Genomic DNA, 14956 nt, shown 5'->3' with positions numbered 1-14956 from the left:
AAAGGCCCCGCACCATGCCCGACACCCCGCCCCATCCCTTCGCCGCGACCGCCAACCCGGAGGTCGACCTGGTGCTGCTGGGCGGCGACATCGGCATCTACGCCCTGGCCCGGGCGTTCCACGAGAAGTACGGCACGATCTCCACCGTCGTCACGCGCAAGGTCGCGGGCCCGGTGGCGGACTCCTCGATCCTGAGCACCGTGGAGCTGGGGATGGGCGCCTCCGAGGAGGAGATGATCCAGGCGCTGCTGGCAGTGGGCGCGGACAAGGCCTCGCACCCCTCGAGCGTGCGCCCTGTGCTGCTGGCCAATGCGGACTTCCTGGTCGCGCTGATGGCCGCGCACCGCGAGGAGCTGGGCCGGTACTACCACCTGCCGCTGCTGGACGACGAGGTGCTGCACGCGGTCGCGGACAAGGCGACCTTCTCCGAGATGTGCACCGAGATCGACGTGCCCACCCCGCGCACGGTGGTGCTGGACTTCTCCTCGGGCACGGCCCCGGAGATCCCCGAGCTGGATCTGGGCTGGCCGCTGGTGGCCAAGGCCTCCCGCTCCTCGGCGTACAACGCGGTCTCCTTCCCCGGCAAGCGCAAGGTGTTCGAGATCGAGGACCGCCATCAGCTGGCCGATCTGGTGCAGCGGCTGACGGCCGCCGGCTACCGGGACCGCTTCGTGGTCCAGGAGATGATCCCCGGCGATGACACCGCGATGCTCTCGGTGACCGCCTACGTCGACACCCGCGGCGCGGTCACGCTTCTGGGCGGGGCGCAGGTGCTGCTGGAGGAGCACACCCCCGGCGCGCTCGGGAACCCTGCGGCGATGTTCACCACCGATCTGCCGGAGGTCTTCGAGCAGTCGGTGCGCTTCCTGCAGCACTCCGGCTACCGCGGCTACGCGAACTTCGACGTGAAGATCGACCCGCGCGATGGGGTCGCGAAGTTCTTCGAGGTCAATCCCCGCATCGGCCGCAACAACTATTACATGACCGCCGCCGGCGCGAACGTCGCCGAAGCCGTGGTCGCCGACTTCCTCGAGGAGCGCGAGCCGGAGCGCCTGGTGCCCCGCGAGGAGATCCTCTACTCGATCGTGCCGTGGCCGCTGCTGCGCCGCTACATCATCGACCCCGATCTGCGGGATCGGGTGCAGGAGATCCGCAGGCATCGCACCGTCCACCCCCTGGCCTACGGGGTCGAGGGCATGAAGCGGCGCCTCTACGTGGCGGCGGCCAAGGTCAACCAGGTCAAGAAGTTCCTCCAGCACTACCCCCGCCCGTCGGCCGACGGCTTTTGAGCCGCAGGGCTCGTCCCTGCGCAGGGCGCTGCGGCGCGAGGTGGTCGACATCCCCGCCGTCACTGCCTAGCCTGGCGGGCATGAGCGAGACCACATTCATCCTGACCTCGAACGCCACCCCGGACTCCACGGAGGTGGCGCCGCAGCAGCTGGTGGAGGGGCTCGGCGGCGAGAACCTCTCCCCCGACCTGAGCTGGACCGGTGCCCCGGAGGGCACCCGTTCCTTCGCCGTCACCTGCTTCGATCCCGACGCCCCCACCGGCTCCGGGTTCTGGCACTGGGTGGCCTGGGACATCCCGGCGAGCACCACCTCGCTGCCTCTCGGGGTCTCCCGGGAGGACTCCTCGCTCAAGCAGGCGCGCAACGATTTCGGGAACGTCGGCTATGACGGCCCGGAGCCGCCCGCCGGCGCCCCGCACCGCTACCAGTTCTCCGTGCACGCCCTGCCGGTGGAGACCCTCGGCGCCGATCCGGCGGATCCCCACGTAGGCGCACGGTTCGCGATCTTCTCCCAGCAGCTGGCCTCCGCCACCCTCACAGCCCGTTACCAGGTGAAGGACTGAAGCACTAGGGGGAAACTCTCCGCGACAGGTCGGGCGCGCCCCGTGTCGAGCATCCGAGGGCGATCGTAGGCTCGAGACATGAACGGCAGGACGCTCCGCACCGCCCCCGAGGCGCAGGGATCAGACCGAGGTCTGATGCCTCTCGTCCGCTCGGAGGACGCGTGCTCACCGCCGCGGTGGAAGGCTGGGAGCGTGAACGTCGAGAAGAACCGCCACCGCCCCCGGCACCTGGAGGAGCAGCACCGTCCCCTGCGCGTGCTGATCACCACCGACTGGTGGGAGCCCGTGGTCAACGGAGTGGTCGCCTCCGTCCAGACCCTGCGCCGCGAGCTGATCGCCCTGGGCTGCGATGTACGGGTGCTGACCCTGTCCCAGGGGATCCGCCCGCATCACGAGCCCGGGGTGTACCGCATCGGCTCGGTCTCGGCCTCGCTGGTCTACGAGCGTGCCCGCATCGGCATGCCCTCGAGCCGGAGGGTGCTCAAGGACATCCTCGGCTGGCGCCCGGATGTGGTGCACTCCCAGGCCGAGTTCTCCACCTATGTGTGGGCGCGGCGCATTGCCCGCACCCTGTCCGTGCCGCTGGTGCACACGTACCACACCATCTACGAGGACTACACGCACTACTACTCCCCGAGCCGCACGATGGGCCGGAAGGTGGTGGAGTCCTTCTCCCGCCGTGCGCTCTCCGCCGCCGACGCGGTGATCGTGCCCACCGCGAAGGTGGCCCGCCTGCTGGACAGCTACGGGGTGGACCGGCCCCTGCACGTGGTGCCCACGGGCCTGGACCTGAACAAGTTCCGCCCCGCCCGCAGCGCGGAGGAGCTCGAGGACGCCCGTGCCCTGCGCGAGAGCCTCGGCATCGATGCACGGCAGCGGGTGCTGGTGTCCGTCTCGCGCCTGGCGAAGGAGAAGAACCTCGACGAGGTGCTCGAGATGGTCGCCGCGGCGGATCGCCCGGACACCGTGCTGGTGCTGGTGGGCGATGGTCCGCACCGCCCTGAGCTCGAGGCCCGCGCGGAGGCGCTCGGCATCGCACACCGGGTGCGCTTCACCGGTGTGGTGGAACCCGCCGAGGTGCAGCGCTGGTACCGGGTGGGCGATGTGTTCGTCAGCGCCTCCCGCAGCGAGACCCAGGGGCTGACCTTCATCGAGGCGATGGCCAGCGGCCTGCCGCTGCTGGCCCGGCGCGACCCCTCGCTCGAGAACGTGATCCTCGAGGGACGCACCGGCTGGCAGTACGAGGGCTCTGCGCAGTTCGCCGCCCAGCTGGACCGCCTGCTCGGCGAGCCGATGCGGCGCGAGCAGATGGCGGTGGCCGCGCTCGAGCACGCTCACGCCACCTTCGGGGCCCAGGAGTTCGGGCGCCAGGCGCTGAGCGTCTACCAGCAAGCGCGCGCCCGGCGCAGCCCGCAGATCATCCGTCATGAGCTGGTGGCGGCATGAGCACCTCCACCGGCAGCCTCCGCGTGGTCCCCGCCGCGCCCGCCCGTCCCCGCACGGAGACGCAGCGCCCGCGCACGGAGACGGAGCGTCTGCGTCCGGACACGGAGCGACCGCGTCGGGACCCGGTGCGGATCGCCGCACGCCTGTCCCCGCTGCTGGGCCTCGCGCTCAGCATCGGCCTGGTCGTGTGGGGGCTGCAGACGGGCGTGCTGCAGTCGCTCGAGAACCTGCAGGCGTTCATCGGCTCGCTCGGGGCATGGGGGCCGATCGCGTTCCTGATCGCCTCGGTCGCCTCGGTGGTCTTCCCGATCGTGCCGGCGGGCCTGCTCGTGCTCGCCGGGCCCGTGCTCTTCGGCCCGCTCGAGGGCACGCTCTACAACTACGTCGCGGTGTGCGCGGGATCGCTGCTGAACTTCCTCATCGCACGGCACGTGGGGCTCTCGCTGATCGAGCGGATCTTCCCCGAGCGCACGGTCGAGAAGTTCCTGGGCTGGACGCGCAGCCCCCGTTTCACCCGCGCCTTCGCGATCGCGATCGCACTGCCCGTGGCCCCCGATGACCTGCTGTGCTATATCGCCGGCACCACGAAGATGAGGTGGCGCACCTACGTCGCGATCATCCTGCTGTGCAAGCCGTGGGCGCTGATCGCGTATGGACTGGGCATCAGCGCCCTCGTGATGCGCTTCCTGCCCTGGTGAACGGAGACCTGCCATGCTCATGACCTCTCGCGCCCTGCGCCGCCCCCGCATCGGGACCCGGCCGGAGGGCCCGCTGCGGGTGCTGATGCCTCGCGGTCTCGCCGCGCTCGCGACGCAGTCGGGCATCGGTGCTGCGATGCGCCATCAGGAGAAGGCGATCCGCGCGCTCGGGCACGAGGTGGTCACCTCTCCCCTGCAGCCCTTCGACGTGGTGCATCTGAACACCCCCTTCCCGGACACTCCCCTGCTGGCGGCCTGGGCGCGCCTGCGGCGCCGGCCGGTGCTGGTGTGGGCGCACTCCACCGAGGACGACTTCCGCGACTCCTTCACCGGGTCGAACCGGCTGGCCCCGCTGTTCCGCCGCTGGATCTCGCTGCTGTACCGGCGCGGGGACGTGGTGGTCACGCCCAGCGACTACTCGAAGCAGCTGGTCTCCGCACCGAAGTACGGGATCACCGCCCCGATCCGGGTGCTGTCCAACGGTGTGGACACCACGTTCTTCCGCCCAGAGGCGTCGGCCCGTGCGCGACTGCGCGAGAGTCTGGGGCTCGCACCCGAGGCGACCGTGGTGATCAGCGTGGGCATGCAGCTGGTGCGCAAGGGGATCCTGGACTGGGTGGAGGTCGCCCGGCGGATGCCCGAGACCACCTTCGTGTGGTTCGGTCGCACCGATCCGCGCCTGCTGACCGCCGAGGTGCAGCGTGCCCTCGAGAGCGCACCGCCGAACACCCTGTTCCCCGGCTACGTCGGTGCGGAGCGGCTCCAGGAGGCCTACGCCGGGGCGGATGTGTTCGCCTTCCTCACCAAGGAGGAGACGGAGGGGATCGTGCTGTGGGAGGCGCTCGCGAGCGGCACCCCCACGCTGGTGCGCGGGATCCCGCTGTACCGCGAAGCGATGCCCGACGGGGTGATCACCCACCAGGTCACCGGGGACGGCCCCGAGTTCGCGGGCGAGTTCGCCGCGAAGCTGTCCGCTCTGCTGACCGGCGAGCTCGAGGATCTGACGGAGGCCGGCAGGCGCGCGGCCGAGGGCGTGGACCTCGAGCAGGTGGCGCTGCGGCTGGAGGGGATCTACGAGCTGGCCGGGGTGGTTCCTACGGGCCGTCGCGTCTGAGGGTTCAGGAGCGGCGGGTGGGCCGCCACACCACCATCGCGCTGCCGCTGCTGCGGCGCCGCGGCCGCTCACCTCGGCGCAGGGCGCTGATCTCCCCGTCGCGGTCGGCGGAGAAGACCCTGCGCTGTGCGGGGGTCATGGTGCTCAGCCGCTCGCGCACGCTCTCGAGCGTGCCCTCGAGCGCGGCGACCTCGTCCTGCAGCTCGAGGATCCGCTTGATGCCGGCGAGGTTGATGCCCTGGTCCTGGGAGAGGGCCTGGATCTCCCGCAGCCGGGTGATGTCGCGGGTGCTGTAGCGGCGGCCCCGCCCGCGGGTGCGCTGCGGGATCACCAGGCCCAGCCGGTCGTACTGACGCAGAGTCTGGGGGTGCATCCCGGACAGCTCCGCAGCCACCGAGATCACGAAGACGGGCGCATGATCGTCGACGCGCGGGGTGTGCGCCATCGGGATGCTCCTTCCTGGATCGGGCGGTGCGCGGGCAGGGCCGGTGCCCGGCTCAGCGGGCGGCGGCCTCGCTGAGCCCGGCGCGGGGGTCCTCGCCGGCGAGCGCCTCGCGCAGGTCCTCGACGGCCTTCTTCGCCGCGCCCTCGACGTGGGTGGGAACTGCGACCTGCACGGTGACGTGGAGATCGCCGGTGCGCTTCTTGGTGACCAGTCCCTTGCCGCGCACTCTCAGGGTACGACCGGAGGGCGTGCCGGGCGGGACCTTCACCGAGACGGTGTCCCCGTCCAGCAGCGGGACCGCGACGGTGGTGCCGAGCACAGCCTCGTCGAAGGAGATGGGCACCGTGATGCGCAGGTTCGCGCCGTCGGCACTCCACACGGGGTGCTCCTCGACATCGAGTGTCAGCAACAGGTCACCGGCGCCGCCAGGACCGGAGCGGCCCTTGCCGCGCAGGCGGATCTTCTGCCCGTCGTGCACGCCGGCGGGGATGCGGGTGGTGATCGTGCGGCCGTCCACGGTCAGGCGGATCTCGGTGCCCTGCGCGGCGTCGCGGAAGCTGATCCGGGTGCGGGCGGAGATGTCGGCGCCCTTGGCGGGCGGGCCGCCGTAGCCGCCGCTCTGGAAGCCGCCGGGTGCGCCGCCGAAGCCGCCGCCCTGCCCGCCGAACATCTTCAGCAGGTCATCGATATCGGGGCCTCCCGCGCCGCCGCCCGGGGCAGGGCGGGCACCGGGATGACCACCGCCGCCGAACATCGAGGAGAAGATGTCCTCGAAGCCGGCGCCGCCGGGGCCGCCCTGGCCGGCGGAGAAGCGCGCGCCGCCCGAGCCCATGGCCCGGATCGCGTCGTACTGCTGGCGCTGCTCGTCATCGTTGAGGACCGAGTAGGCCTCACCGATCTCCTTGAACTTCTCCTCGGCCTTCGCATCATCGGGGTGATGATCAGGGTGGTACTTGCGCGCCTGGGCGCGGTAGGCCTTCTTGATCTCCTGCGCGCTCGCGTCCTTGGAGACACCGAGGACCGCGTAGAAGTCCTTGTCCAGCCAGTCCTGTTGGGACATGTGCGTCTCCTTCCGGGAGCGTCAGGTGCTTCTTCGTGTGGTGCTTCGGGGACGGGTGCGGGGCCGGCCGGCCAGCGGCCGACAGGCCCCGCACCGCGTCATGGTGATGCCTCGATCAGGCGGCGCTTACTGCCTGATCTCCTGCCGTTCGCAAGCTCACAGCTCGTCGATCAGGCAGGACCGCGGGTGCCGACGCGGGCGGGGCGCAGCACACGCTCGTGCATCCGGTACCCGGGCTGCATGACGAGCGAGATCGTCGCGGTCTCGACGTCGTCGGCATCCTCGTGCATGAGCGCCTCGTGGAGGTTCGGGTCGAACTCCTCGCCCACCGCGCCGAAGCGCGTCAGGCCATGGGAGCCCAGCACCTCCTCGAGCTTCTGGGCGATCGAGTGGAACGGGGTGCCCTCGGCGATGTCGCCGTGCTGGCGTCCCAGCTCCACGTCGTCGAGGACGCCGATCAGCGAGCCGAGGACGCGGGCCACTGCCGCCTCCTTGCTCACCTCGGCCGCACCCTCGATGCGCCGGCGGGAGTTGACGTACTCCGCCTGCTCTCGCTTGAGCTGCTCGGTCAGGGCTGCGACCTGACCCTCGAGCTCGGCGACGCGTCCGGCGTCGGCCGGGACGGACTCCTCGCCCTGCTCAGCCTGCTCGAAGAGCTTCGCCGCCTCGGCGTCGATCGGGTCGAGGGGCTCGCCCGAGCCCTGGCCCTCCGCCGCGGGGGTGCCCCCCGAGGGACGGACGGTGCCGTCCTCGGGGTTCACCTTGCGCTTGTCGGTGAAGGAGAACCTCGGCTCGCCCTCGGGACGCTCCGCGTCGTCAGGAGTGCTCCGGTCCTCGGTCATCACTTCTTCTCCTCGTCCTCGTCCACGATCTCGGCGTCGACCACGTCGTCATCGTCCGACGACTGCTCAGCGCCCTCAGCGCCCTCGGCACCCTCAGCACCCTCGGCCTGCGAGTAGATCGCGGTGCCGACGGCCTGCAGCGCCTCGTTCAGGGAGTCGCGCTTGGCCTCGAGGTCCTCGGTCGAGGCGTCCTCCTTGGCCAGCTCGTCCTTGGCCTCCTTGATGGCGTCCTCGGCCTTCGTCTTGTCGCCGTCGGAGATCTTCTCCTCGTTGTCCTTGAGCAGCTTCTCGCCCTGGTAGACGAGCTGCTCGAGGGTGTTGCGAGCATCGGCGTTCTTACGACGCTCCTCGTCCTCGGCGGCGTGGGCCTCGGCGTCCTTCACCATGCGGTCGATGTCCTCCTCGGACAGTGCCGAGCCGCCGGTGATCTGGATGGACTGCTCGTTGCCGGTGCCGCGATCCTTGGCGGTCACGTGCACGATGCCGTTGGAGTCGATGTCGAAGGTGACCTCGATCTGCGGGATGCCGCGCGGGGCCGGGGCGATGCCGGTCAGCTCGAAGGTGCCGAGCATCTTGTTGTCGCGGGTGAACTGACGCTCGCCCTGGAACACCTGGATCGCCACGGAGGGCTGGTTGTCCTCGGCGGTGGAGAACACCTCGGAGGTCTTGGTGGGGATGGCCGCGTTGCGCTCGATGAGCTTGGTCATCACGCCGCCCTTGGTCTCGATGCCGAGCGACAGCGGGGTGACATCCATGAGCAGGACGTCCTTGCGCTCACCCTTGATGACGGCGGCCTGCAGGGCAGCGCCCACGGCGACGACCTCGTCCGGGTTCACGGACTTGTTGGGCTCCTTGCCACCGGTCAGGGACTTCACGACCTCGGTGACGGCCGGCATACGGGTCGAGCCGCCGACGAGCACCACGTGGTCGATGTCGGAGACGGAGATGCCCGCGTCCTTGATGACCTGGTGGAAGGGGGCCTTGGTGCGCTCGAGCAGATCCGAGGTCATGTCCTCGAACTGCGCCCGGGTGAGCTTCTCGTCCAGGTGCAGCGGGCCGTTCTCGGTCATCGACAGGTACTGCAGCGAGATCGAGGTGGAGGTCGAGGAGGACAGCTCCTTCTTCGCCTGCTCAGCGGCCTCCTTGAGGCGCTGCAGGGCGATGCGGTCCTTCCCGAGGTCCACACCCTCCTTGTTCTTGACCTGGGAGATCAGCCAGTCCACGACCTTCTGGTCCCAGTCGTCGCCGCCGAGGCGGTTGTCACCGGCGGTGGCCTGGACCTGAATGGTCGAGCCCTCCTCGTCCTTGCTCACCTCGAGCAGGGAGACGTCGAAGGTACCGCCGCCGAGGTCGAAGACCAGGATCTGCTCGTCGTCCTTACCCTTCTCGAGGCCGTAGGCGAGAGCTGCAGCGGTGGGCTCGTTGATGATGCGCAGGACGTTCAGGCCCGCGATGGTGCCGGCGTCCTTGGTGGCCTGGCGCTCGGAGTCCGAGAAGTAGGCCGGGACGGTGATGACCGCGTCGGTCACGGACTCGCCCAGGTAGGACTCGGCGTCCTTCTTGAGCTTGCCCAGGGTGCGCGCGGAGATCTCCTGCGCGGTGTACTTCTTGCCATCGATCTCCTGGCTCCAGTCGGTGCCCATGTGACGCTTGACCGAGGAGATGGTGCGATCGACGTTGGTGACCGCCTGACGCTTGGCGACCTCACCCACGAGGACCTCGCCCTGCTTGGAGAAGGCCACGACCGACGGGGTGGTGCGCGAGCCCTCAGCGTTCGCGATGACAGTGGGCTGACCGCCCTCGAGGACGGCGACGGCGGAGTTGGTGGTGCCGAGGTCGATTCCGACGACACGGGACATGGGTGCCTGCCTTTCTGCGGCGCGAAGCCGCAAGGTGGTTCGTGCGATGCCGCTGCACGGGCCCGGTCTCCCGGTACTCCGCCCTGCGGCTCCGCCAGCCGCCGGGGCCGGCGGCAAGACTTGAGCTGTACGCACTCAAGTAGAGAACCCGGGATCCATGTTGTCAATCTGAGGGTGACTGAACTTGAGTACACCCGACTCAACTTCACCCCATTCGGTTTCATTCCCAGTCGCCATGGATGTGCTCGGGGTCACCAATCTGTCTCCCTGAAGGGTGCGCCGCACCCTGAGGTCGGTCCGTCCCATCGGCCCTGGCATCCCCCACATGACGGCAGATGACGCCGCCCTTGGTGCTGCGTGCGGGCGCTTCTATCGTCGTCGCCATGACCGCCACAGCAGACATCCAGACCACTGTTCCCGCGATCAGCGCCGAGGAGCGCGCAGCCCGCCTCACTACAGCCGGAGCCGCATGGGCCGAGCGCATCGAGGCCGATCGCTCCAGCGCCCACCTGACCTACGCCGTCACCGGGGAGGGCGCCGGCTCGGTGGCCACCACCGTGCGCGCCGGGAAGCACACTTTCATCGTCGACGAGCCCGCCGCGCTGGCCGGGGACGACGCCGGGACCAGCCCGGTGGAGTACGCGCTCGGCGCCCTGGCCGGCTGCCAAGTCGTCGTCTACCGCCTCTATGCCCAGCAGCTCGGCATCACGTTCGACGAGATCACCATCAAGGCCGAGGCCGATCTCGATGCGGCACGACTGTTCGGCGCGGACGAGTCCGTGCGCGCCGGCTTCTCCGAGGTACGGCTGGACATCCAGCTCTCAGGCCCGGAGACCGACGAGCGCTACGAGGAGCTGCGCCAGGCGGTCGACGCCCACTGCCCGGTGCTCGACATCGTCCAGAACCCGACCCCGGTGAAGACCACCGTCACCCGCGCCTGAGCCTCGCCGACGGCGCGGTGGCGCAGCGATCGCCGTCGGCCCCTACCGGTCACGCACCCAGGCGCTGGAACGCCTCCCGCAGGGCGTCATCCAGTTGCATCTCGGAGAGCGGCAGGATGACGCCCTGACGGAATGTGGAGGAGTTGCCGATGGGGGAGGTTGTCGAGGTGGAAGATCCAGTTCTCGCCGACGTGCACGTCTCCGCCCTCTGCGATCCGCACGGGCGTGCCGTGGGCGGCGAAGGCGCGACTCAGGAGGTCTCTGACCCGCTTCCCGTCGGCAGCAGAGAGGAGAGGTTAGTCCGGGTCGGTGTCGCTCTGTGCCATGCCGCGAGTCCCACAGGATTTCGGGCTGCTGTCATCCGGCGTTGGCTCGGCGCACCATCTCGTCGATCCAGAGCGGTGCGAAGGGCGAGGTGCAGCCCGGTGAGGTCGGGTAATCCTTGAGCACTTCCAGGCGCACGCCGATGCCGCGCGCCCGCTCCCGCAGCTGCGGGTTCGTGATGCCGATCTGGGCGAGGCAGGTGTTCATCGCCCATTGCAGGCGTTCCGGCGCCTGCTGCATCTCGCTCTCGATCTGGTCCAGCAGCCCGGACTGGTCGATCCCTTCGGGCCGCTTCACGACCCGGTCGCTGGTCAGGGCCCAGCCGGCGCTGGCGACCACCGGATCCGGATCCGCGAACCACATCTCGCGCAGAGCCTCGCGGTGCGGGCTCTTGAGCACCAGGTAGTTGATCAGCCAGTCGTGGACCTTGGGCGTGCCGGCCGAGCGCAGCATTGCATCGAGCTCATCCTGCGAGTAGTTGCGGGGGCGGGAGATCAGGATCGCGAGCAGCTTCGCGGCAGCGCTCTCCTCCTCCCACAGCGCGCGGGCGAGATCCGGCTGGGCCTTCAGGCGCTTGGCTATGGCGCGGAGCTTGGTGAGGTTCACGGCGTGGGTGTCACCGTGCTTCTGGTTGACCGCGAGGATCTTCGGGTCCTCGAGCGCTTCGAGCTCGGCGAGCACCTCGCGCTTCGCCGTCGCGATCTCCTCTGGGCTCTGCTCGCTGCTCGTCATCGTGTCTCCTCTGTGGTGCTGTCGCTCAGAGCGTACGCCGCGGGCGTGCTGGATGATGTTGTTCATGACCGCACAGGCCACCAGCTACTCGGGCACGGATTTCTACTGCGATGTCGCGATCCCGGATCCGGGCGCGCTCGAGGTGGTGCATGAGGACGGCCTGGTCCTCGCCTATCACCACACCCGGCCGTTCTGGCAGCTGCACATCGTGGTGGTGCCAAAGCGCCACATCGCCTCGTTCACCGCGGCGACAGCGGCCGACGAGCCGGACCTGCGCGCCCTGCTGGAAGTGGTGCAACAGGTGGCACGCGAGGTGGAGCTCGAGCACGGCGCCGCAGCGGTGCTGACGAACCTGGGCACCTACCAGGATTCCAAGCACCTCCACGTGCACGTGCACTCGGGACCGCAGCGCTGAGGCGGGCTCACAGAGGCCGTTTGAGTCCGACGTGGCTGGGGGCGTAGCCGAGTCCGTCGTAGAAGCGCTGGGCGTCGGTGCGGGCGGCATCGGTGGTCAGCTGCGCGAGCTGCGCGCCGTGCTCCCTCCCCCACTGATGGGCCCACTCGAACAGGGCCGTGCCCAGACCGCTGCCCCGCGTCGAGGCGGCGACGCGCACCGCCTCGATCTGGAGCCTGGTGGCCCCGCCCCGGGACAGGGAGGGCAGCAGGGTGAGCTGCATCGTCGCCACGATCTGCTCGGTCTCGTCACGGACGGCGATCAGCAACTGGTTCTCGTCCCGATCGATCCGCTCGAACGCTTGCTCATAGGGTGCGAGGTCTGCGCTCTCGCGCTCACGACCCAGCACGTCGTCCGCCAGCAGCACCACCAGCTGCGGGACATCCTGCGCCTGTGCCCGCAAGATGGTGAAGGTGCGGGTGCCGAGCGTGAGGGTGTGCATGGCTCCATTGTCTGCCCTGGAGGGGTAGGGACCAGGGATGGCACACAATGGCCTCATGACCTCCCGAAACCTTGTACCTGGTGCGCAGCGCAGCGCGCAGCTGAGCTTCTCCGATCAGCCGGCGTGGATCGTGATGGACGAGGTGTCCGGGGGCTGGGCGCTGCAGATCGGCGGTGTGGAGCAGTCCCATGTGGATCTGGAGGATCCGACGCGGATCGTGCACGAGTACCTGCGACGGATGGCCAACGTGCTCGACGAGGCCTGGCCCCACGGCCAGCCCCTGCGGGTCGCGCATCTGGGCGCCGGTGCGCTGACGCTGGCGCGCTACGTGCAGGCGACCCGGCCAGGCTCTGCACAGGTGGTGATCGAGATCGAGCGGGAGCTGCCCACGCTGGTGATGACCGCGCTGCCGATGCCGGGAGGCACCGATCTCGAAGTGGTGATCGGCGATGCCCGTGAGGAGCTCGCCGCGATGGAGGGCCGACGCTTCGACGCGATCGTGCTGGATGTGTTCTCCGGGGAGGAGTCCCCGGCGCATCTGGCCGCGAAGGACTTCTATCTGGAGGCGTTCTCGCACCTGGAGGGCGACGGCATGCTGCTCGTCAATGTGGGGGACGATGCCGGGCAGCGATTCCTCGCCGCGCAGGTGCGGGAGCTCGAGGAGGCGGCCGCGCAGGCCGGCCATTCGGGGGTGTGGACGCTCACCCATGCCTCATTGCTGAGCACTCCGGCCGACGGGAACATGGTGCTGCTGGCCGGTGGGGCGCTCTCCTCACCGCAGATCGAGCAGTGGCGTTCTGCCTGGCTGCAAGCCGGTCCGCACCCCGCAGCAGTGCTGGATCCCGCCGAGACGATCGAGGCGTTCGAGGGCCGCGGTTGTCCACAATCGGGGTGAGCGCGTGGCGACCCTGGGAGTTCCTGGGTAGCGTAACCGTGATCTGACGCACTCCCGGAAGGCACTCCCCATGCCCCGTCGCCTCCTCAGCGCCGCCGCTGCAGGCGCCCTCCTCCTCGTTCTCACCGCATGCGGCGAGGGTGAAGAAGGACCTGTCACCACGGCCCCTCCCGAGATTGGCGTCAACGGTCCCAGCGACGGCGGCGGAGACACGGACCCCAGCGACGGAGGTGGGGACCAGACCGAAGAGCCGACGGCCGACGCACCCGACATCCCGCCACCGGACCCCGCGGACTATGCAGGGATGGACGAGAACACCGAAGACGGCGCAACCCAGGCCTTCCGGTACTACATCGCGATGTCCATGTGGGCGCACCAGACGGGTGACGATTCGATGCTCATGCAACTGCAATCCGATTCATGCAACGGTTGCGGAGTATTGAATGAAGAGTTGCCCGAACTCAAAGAATCAGGCACCTATTGGAGCCCCTTCGAGGTAACAAGTGTAGAAATTACACCTCACCCTTCGAAGAACTTCGACTTCGAGATTGGGTATTCGTTCACGGTTCCTGAACACACGCGACCGGACCCGGAGAGCGGGGAGCCTGTCGAATTTAACCCAATCGAGTACAACACCGTGGGCGGGATGACGTGGGCGACCGAAGGGTGGGTCGTGGGGGGACTCAACTCAAAGTGGGGCCCGGATGTCCACTAAGAAAAACATCGGAAAGTACCGACTAAGCTCTACCACCCTCGCAACCCTTGCCGCAATACTACTGATCGCTTTTCCTTCCGCCGCTATCGCAGGGAAGAGTTACTCAGGCGAATACAATGGCGACGGCCTGGGCGTAGGCGCCGACGACCCACACAGAAAACCCTCCCCGCCAAAAGAACGACCAGAAGATCCCTCGAAGCACCGCGACACCAGCCCAGCGACCTATTACACCTCCCGCATCGTCCCCGTTGGCACTGCCTCAAACTGCACGGAGACCGCCTCCGGCACGACGAACTGCGTGACTGACGAGAATTCGTGCGGATCGACCACGAACTATCAGGTCGGCAACGATGTCGTTGTCGATCCGACAGCCCAGTCAACGTGGGAGAGCGAGGACGACATGGTTCTCGTGCAGACGATCCTCGTGGACACTGAAGCGGAGACCGAAACCCCCCAGGGATACCGTTGCGTCTCCCGCAGCGAGGTGGGAGAGATGACGGAGGAGCCCGTCACCATCACCGTGACCTTGAGCGACTTCAAGTCCATGCCCGTGCAGCCTCTCCAGGCCAACGCCGGCCCCGCCGAAGGCTGGCTTCCGGTGCACATGACGAACGTTCTTCACACAAACCCGGAGACGCAGGAGCTCAACACAGAGCTGCTCGACACTCCGGTCGCCATTCGTGCAACCCCGGTGTCGTTCCACTGGGATCTCGGCGACGGGAACACGATCACCACCACGAACCCGGGCGAGCCCTACCCGTCAGAGCAGGTCTCTGCGACCTACTCCCACGAGGGCTGGTACGACATCACCCTCACCACGACATTCTCCGGTCAGTTCTCCGTCGCGGGCGGAGAGTGGCAGGACATCGACGGCACCATCGAGATCACCTCCGACCCGGTGCCGATCTACTCGAAGTCCCTCGAGTCCAACCTCGTGAACACCGACTCCCCTGTCGATGAGCACGGTGACCCGTGGAAGCCGGAGCGCACCCCGGAGACCGAGGGGCCCAAGGACCCCGACGCACGCCACCGGACGATCTGACAGAACACAGCCTCACCCGTCACTGACATCCGTTCTGTATACGCACCTACGCAGAATCTGCCGAAAGCGCGCGATCCTAAGCACGAACTCCTCGC

The 14956-nt window shown here is 68.6% G+C and carries 16 protein-coding genes; 10 read left to right on the top strand and 6 right to left on the bottom strand.

Features of this window, described 5'->3' with window-relative positions:
- Window positions 1–14 precede the first annotated feature (14 nt).
- The 5 genes from BN4251_RS00890 (at window position 15) to BN4251_RS00870 (ending at window position 5110) form a co-directional block, all read left to right on the top strand.
- Complete coding sequence (locus BN4251_RS00890) at window positions 15–1289, top strand: carboxylate--amine ligase (RefSeq protein ID WP_087483296.1); 1275 nt, start codon at window positions 15–17, stop codon at window positions 1287–1289.
- A gap of 80 nt (window positions 1290–1369) precedes the next feature.
- Window positions 1370–1852, top strand: a complete 483-nt coding sequence (locus BN4251_RS00885; protein WP_087483295.1) for a YbhB/YbcL family Raf kinase inhibitor-like protein — start codon at window positions 1370–1372, stop codon at window positions 1850–1852.
- A 192-nt stretch (window positions 1853–2044) separates the two neighbouring features.
- Window positions 2045–3298: a glycosyltransferase gene (locus tag BN4251_RS00880; RefSeq protein ID WP_245810141.1), complete on the top strand. Its 1254-nt coding sequence runs from the start codon at window positions 2045–2047 to the stop codon at window positions 3296–3298.
- The gene (locus BN4251_RS00875; RefSeq protein WP_087483294.1) at window positions 3295–3996 is read left to right on the top strand and encodes a TVP38/TMEM64 family protein; all 702 of its coding nucleotides are present in this window, start codon (window positions 3295–3297) and stop codon (window positions 3994–3996) included. Before BN4251_RS00880 ends, BN4251_RS00875 begins: the two co-directional genes overlap by 4 nt.
- A 13-nt stretch (window positions 3997–4009) precedes the next feature.
- Window positions 4010–5110 (top strand): glycosyltransferase family 4 protein, encoded by a 1101-nt coding sequence (locus BN4251_RS00870; RefSeq protein WP_087483293.1) that lies wholly within the window; start codon window positions 4010–4012, stop codon window positions 5108–5110.
- Between the two features lie 4 nt (window positions 5111–5114).
- Here the strand turns inward: BN4251_RS00870 and BN4251_RS00865 are convergent, their stop codons facing one another.
- From BN4251_RS00865 to dnaK, 4 genes are all read right to left on the bottom strand, one after another.
- Window positions 5115–5555, bottom strand: coding sequence for a heat shock protein transcriptional repressor HspR (locus tag BN4251_RS00865; protein ID WP_170931763.1), 441 nt, complete (start codon window positions 5553–5555; stop codon window positions 5115–5117).
- Window positions 5556–5607: 52 nt separating this feature from the next.
- Window positions 5608–6615 (bottom strand): DnaJ C-terminal domain-containing protein, encoded by a 1008-nt coding sequence (locus BN4251_RS00860; RefSeq protein WP_087483291.1) that lies wholly within the window; start codon window positions 6613–6615, stop codon window positions 5608–5610.
- A 170-nt stretch (window positions 6616–6785) separates the two neighbouring features.
- Window positions 6786–7457, bottom strand: coding sequence for a nucleotide exchange factor GrpE (locus BN4251_RS00855; RefSeq protein WP_087483290.1), 672 nt, complete (start codon window positions 7455–7457; stop codon window positions 6786–6788).
- On the bottom strand, window positions 7457–9316 hold the full coding sequence (gene dnaK, locus BN4251_RS00850; protein ID WP_087483289.1) for a molecular chaperone DnaK: 1860 nt from the start codon (window positions 9314–9316) through the stop codon (window positions 7457–7459). Before dnaK ends, BN4251_RS00855 begins: the two co-directional genes overlap by 1 nt.
- A 383-nt stretch (window positions 9317–9699) precedes the next feature.
- Here dnaK and BN4251_RS00845 point away from each other — a divergent pair, with 383 nt between their 5' ends.
- Window positions 9700–10257 (top strand): OsmC family protein, encoded by a 558-nt coding sequence (locus BN4251_RS00845; protein WP_087483410.1) that lies wholly within the window; start codon window positions 9700–9702, stop codon window positions 10255–10257.
- Window positions 10258–10614: 357 nt separating this feature from the next.
- On the opposite strand, the gene BN4251_RS00840 is transcribed toward BN4251_RS00845, so the two are convergent.
- A complete protein-coding gene (locus BN4251_RS00840; protein WP_087483288.1) occupies window positions 10615–11313 on the bottom strand; it encodes a DNA alkylation repair protein in 699 nt (232 codons plus the stop codon).
- A 64-nt stretch (window positions 11314–11377) separates the two neighbouring features.
- On the opposite strand from BN4251_RS00840, the gene BN4251_RS00835 reads away from it, so the two are divergent.
- A complete protein-coding gene (locus BN4251_RS00835; protein WP_087483287.1) occupies window positions 11378–11728 on the top strand; it encodes an HIT domain-containing protein in 351 nt (116 codons plus the stop codon).
- Between the two features lie 7 nt (window positions 11729–11735).
- On the opposite strand, the gene BN4251_RS00830 is transcribed toward BN4251_RS00835, so the two are convergent.
- The gene (locus tag BN4251_RS00830; RefSeq protein WP_087483286.1) at window positions 11736–12209 is read right to left on the bottom strand and encodes a GNAT family N-acetyltransferase; all 474 of its coding nucleotides are present in this window, start codon (window positions 12207–12209) and stop codon (window positions 11736–11738) included.
- Between the two features lie 55 nt (window positions 12210–12264).
- Between BN4251_RS00830 and BN4251_RS00825 the strand changes: the two genes are divergently transcribed.
- The 3 genes from BN4251_RS00825 (at window position 12265) to BN4251_RS18550 (ending at window position 14861) form a co-directional block, all read left to right on the top strand.
- The gene (locus BN4251_RS00825; protein WP_087483285.1) at window positions 12265–13104 is read left to right on the top strand and encodes a spermidine synthase; all 840 of its coding nucleotides are present in this window, start codon (window positions 12265–12267) and stop codon (window positions 13102–13104) included.
- Between the two features lie 70 nt (window positions 13105–13174).
- Window positions 13175–13819, top strand: a complete 645-nt coding sequence (locus tag BN4251_RS00820) for a DUF6318 family protein (RefSeq protein WP_087483284.1) — start codon at window positions 13175–13177, stop codon at window positions 13817–13819.
- The gene (locus BN4251_RS18550) at window positions 13809–14861 is read left to right on the top strand and encodes a PKD domain-containing protein (RefSeq protein WP_245810140.1); all 1053 of its coding nucleotides are present in this window, start codon (window positions 13809–13811) and stop codon (window positions 14859–14861) included. Before BN4251_RS00820 ends, BN4251_RS18550 begins: the two co-directional genes overlap by 11 nt.
- Window positions 14862–14956 lie beyond the last annotated feature (95 nt).

It is taken from the genome of Brachybacterium massiliense, assembly GCF_900184245.1.
Lineage (GTDB): Bacteria > Actinomycetota > Actinomycetes > Actinomycetales > Dermabacteraceae > Brachybacterium > Brachybacterium massiliense.
Note: the sequence above shows the minus strand (reverse complement) of the source record. Positions and strands in the feature narration are given on the sequence as shown.

Excerpts from the sequence above, each read along its gene's own strand:
- BN4251_RS00890 (WP_087483296.1), top strand. The coding sequence starts at position 15 with ATGCCCGACACCCCGCCCCATCCCTTCGCCGCGACCGCCAACCCGGAG.
- BN4251_RS00885 (WP_087483295.1), top strand. The coding sequence starts at position 1,370 with ATGAGCGAGACCACATTCATCCTGACCTCGAACGCCACCCCGGACTCC.
- BN4251_RS00875 (WP_087483294.1), top strand. The coding sequence starts at position 3,295 with ATGAGCACCTCCACCGGCAGCCTCCGCGTGGTCCCCGCCGCGCCCGCC.
- BN4251_RS00870 (WP_087483293.1), top strand. The coding sequence starts at position 4,010 with ATGCTCATGACCTCTCGCGCCCTGCGCCGCCCCCGCATCGGGACCCGG.
- BN4251_RS00865 (WP_170931763.1), bottom strand. The coding sequence starts at position 5,555 with ATGGCGCACACCCCGCGCGTCGACGATCATGCGCCCGTCTTCGTGATC.
- BN4251_RS00860 (WP_087483291.1), bottom strand. The coding sequence starts at position 6,615 with ATGTCCCAACAGGACTGGCTGGACAAGGACTTCTACGCGGTCCTCGGT.
- BN4251_RS00855 (WP_087483290.1), bottom strand. The coding sequence starts at position 7,457 with ATGACCGAGGACCGGAGCACTCCTGACGACGCGGAGCGTCCCGAGGGC.
- dnaK (WP_087483289.1), bottom strand. The coding sequence starts at position 9,316 with ATGTCCCGTGTCGTCGGAATCGACCTCGGCACCACCAACTCCGCCGTC.
- BN4251_RS00845 (WP_087483410.1), top strand. The coding sequence starts at position 9,700 with ATGACCGCCACAGCAGACATCCAGACCACTGTTCCCGCGATCAGCGCC.
- BN4251_RS00840 (WP_087483288.1), bottom strand. The coding sequence starts at position 11,313 with ATGACGAGCAGCGAGCAGAGCCCAGAGGAGATCGCGACGGCGAAGCGC.
- BN4251_RS00835 (WP_087483287.1), top strand. The coding sequence starts at position 11,378 with ATGACCGCACAGGCCACCAGCTACTCGGGCACGGATTTCTACTGCGAT.
- BN4251_RS00830 (WP_087483286.1), bottom strand. The coding sequence starts at position 12,209 with ATGCACACCCTCACGCTCGGCACCCGCACCTTCACCATCTTGCGGGCA.
- BN4251_RS00825 (WP_087483285.1), top strand. The coding sequence starts at position 12,265 with ATGACCTCCCGAAACCTTGTACCTGGTGCGCAGCGCAGCGCGCAGCTG.
- BN4251_RS00820 (WP_087483284.1), top strand. The coding sequence starts at position 13,175 with ATGCCCCGTCGCCTCCTCAGCGCCGCCGCTGCAGGCGCCCTCCTCCTC.
- BN4251_RS18550 (WP_245810140.1), top strand. The coding sequence starts at position 13,809 with ATGTCCACTAAGAAAAACATCGGAAAGTACCGACTAAGCTCTACCACC.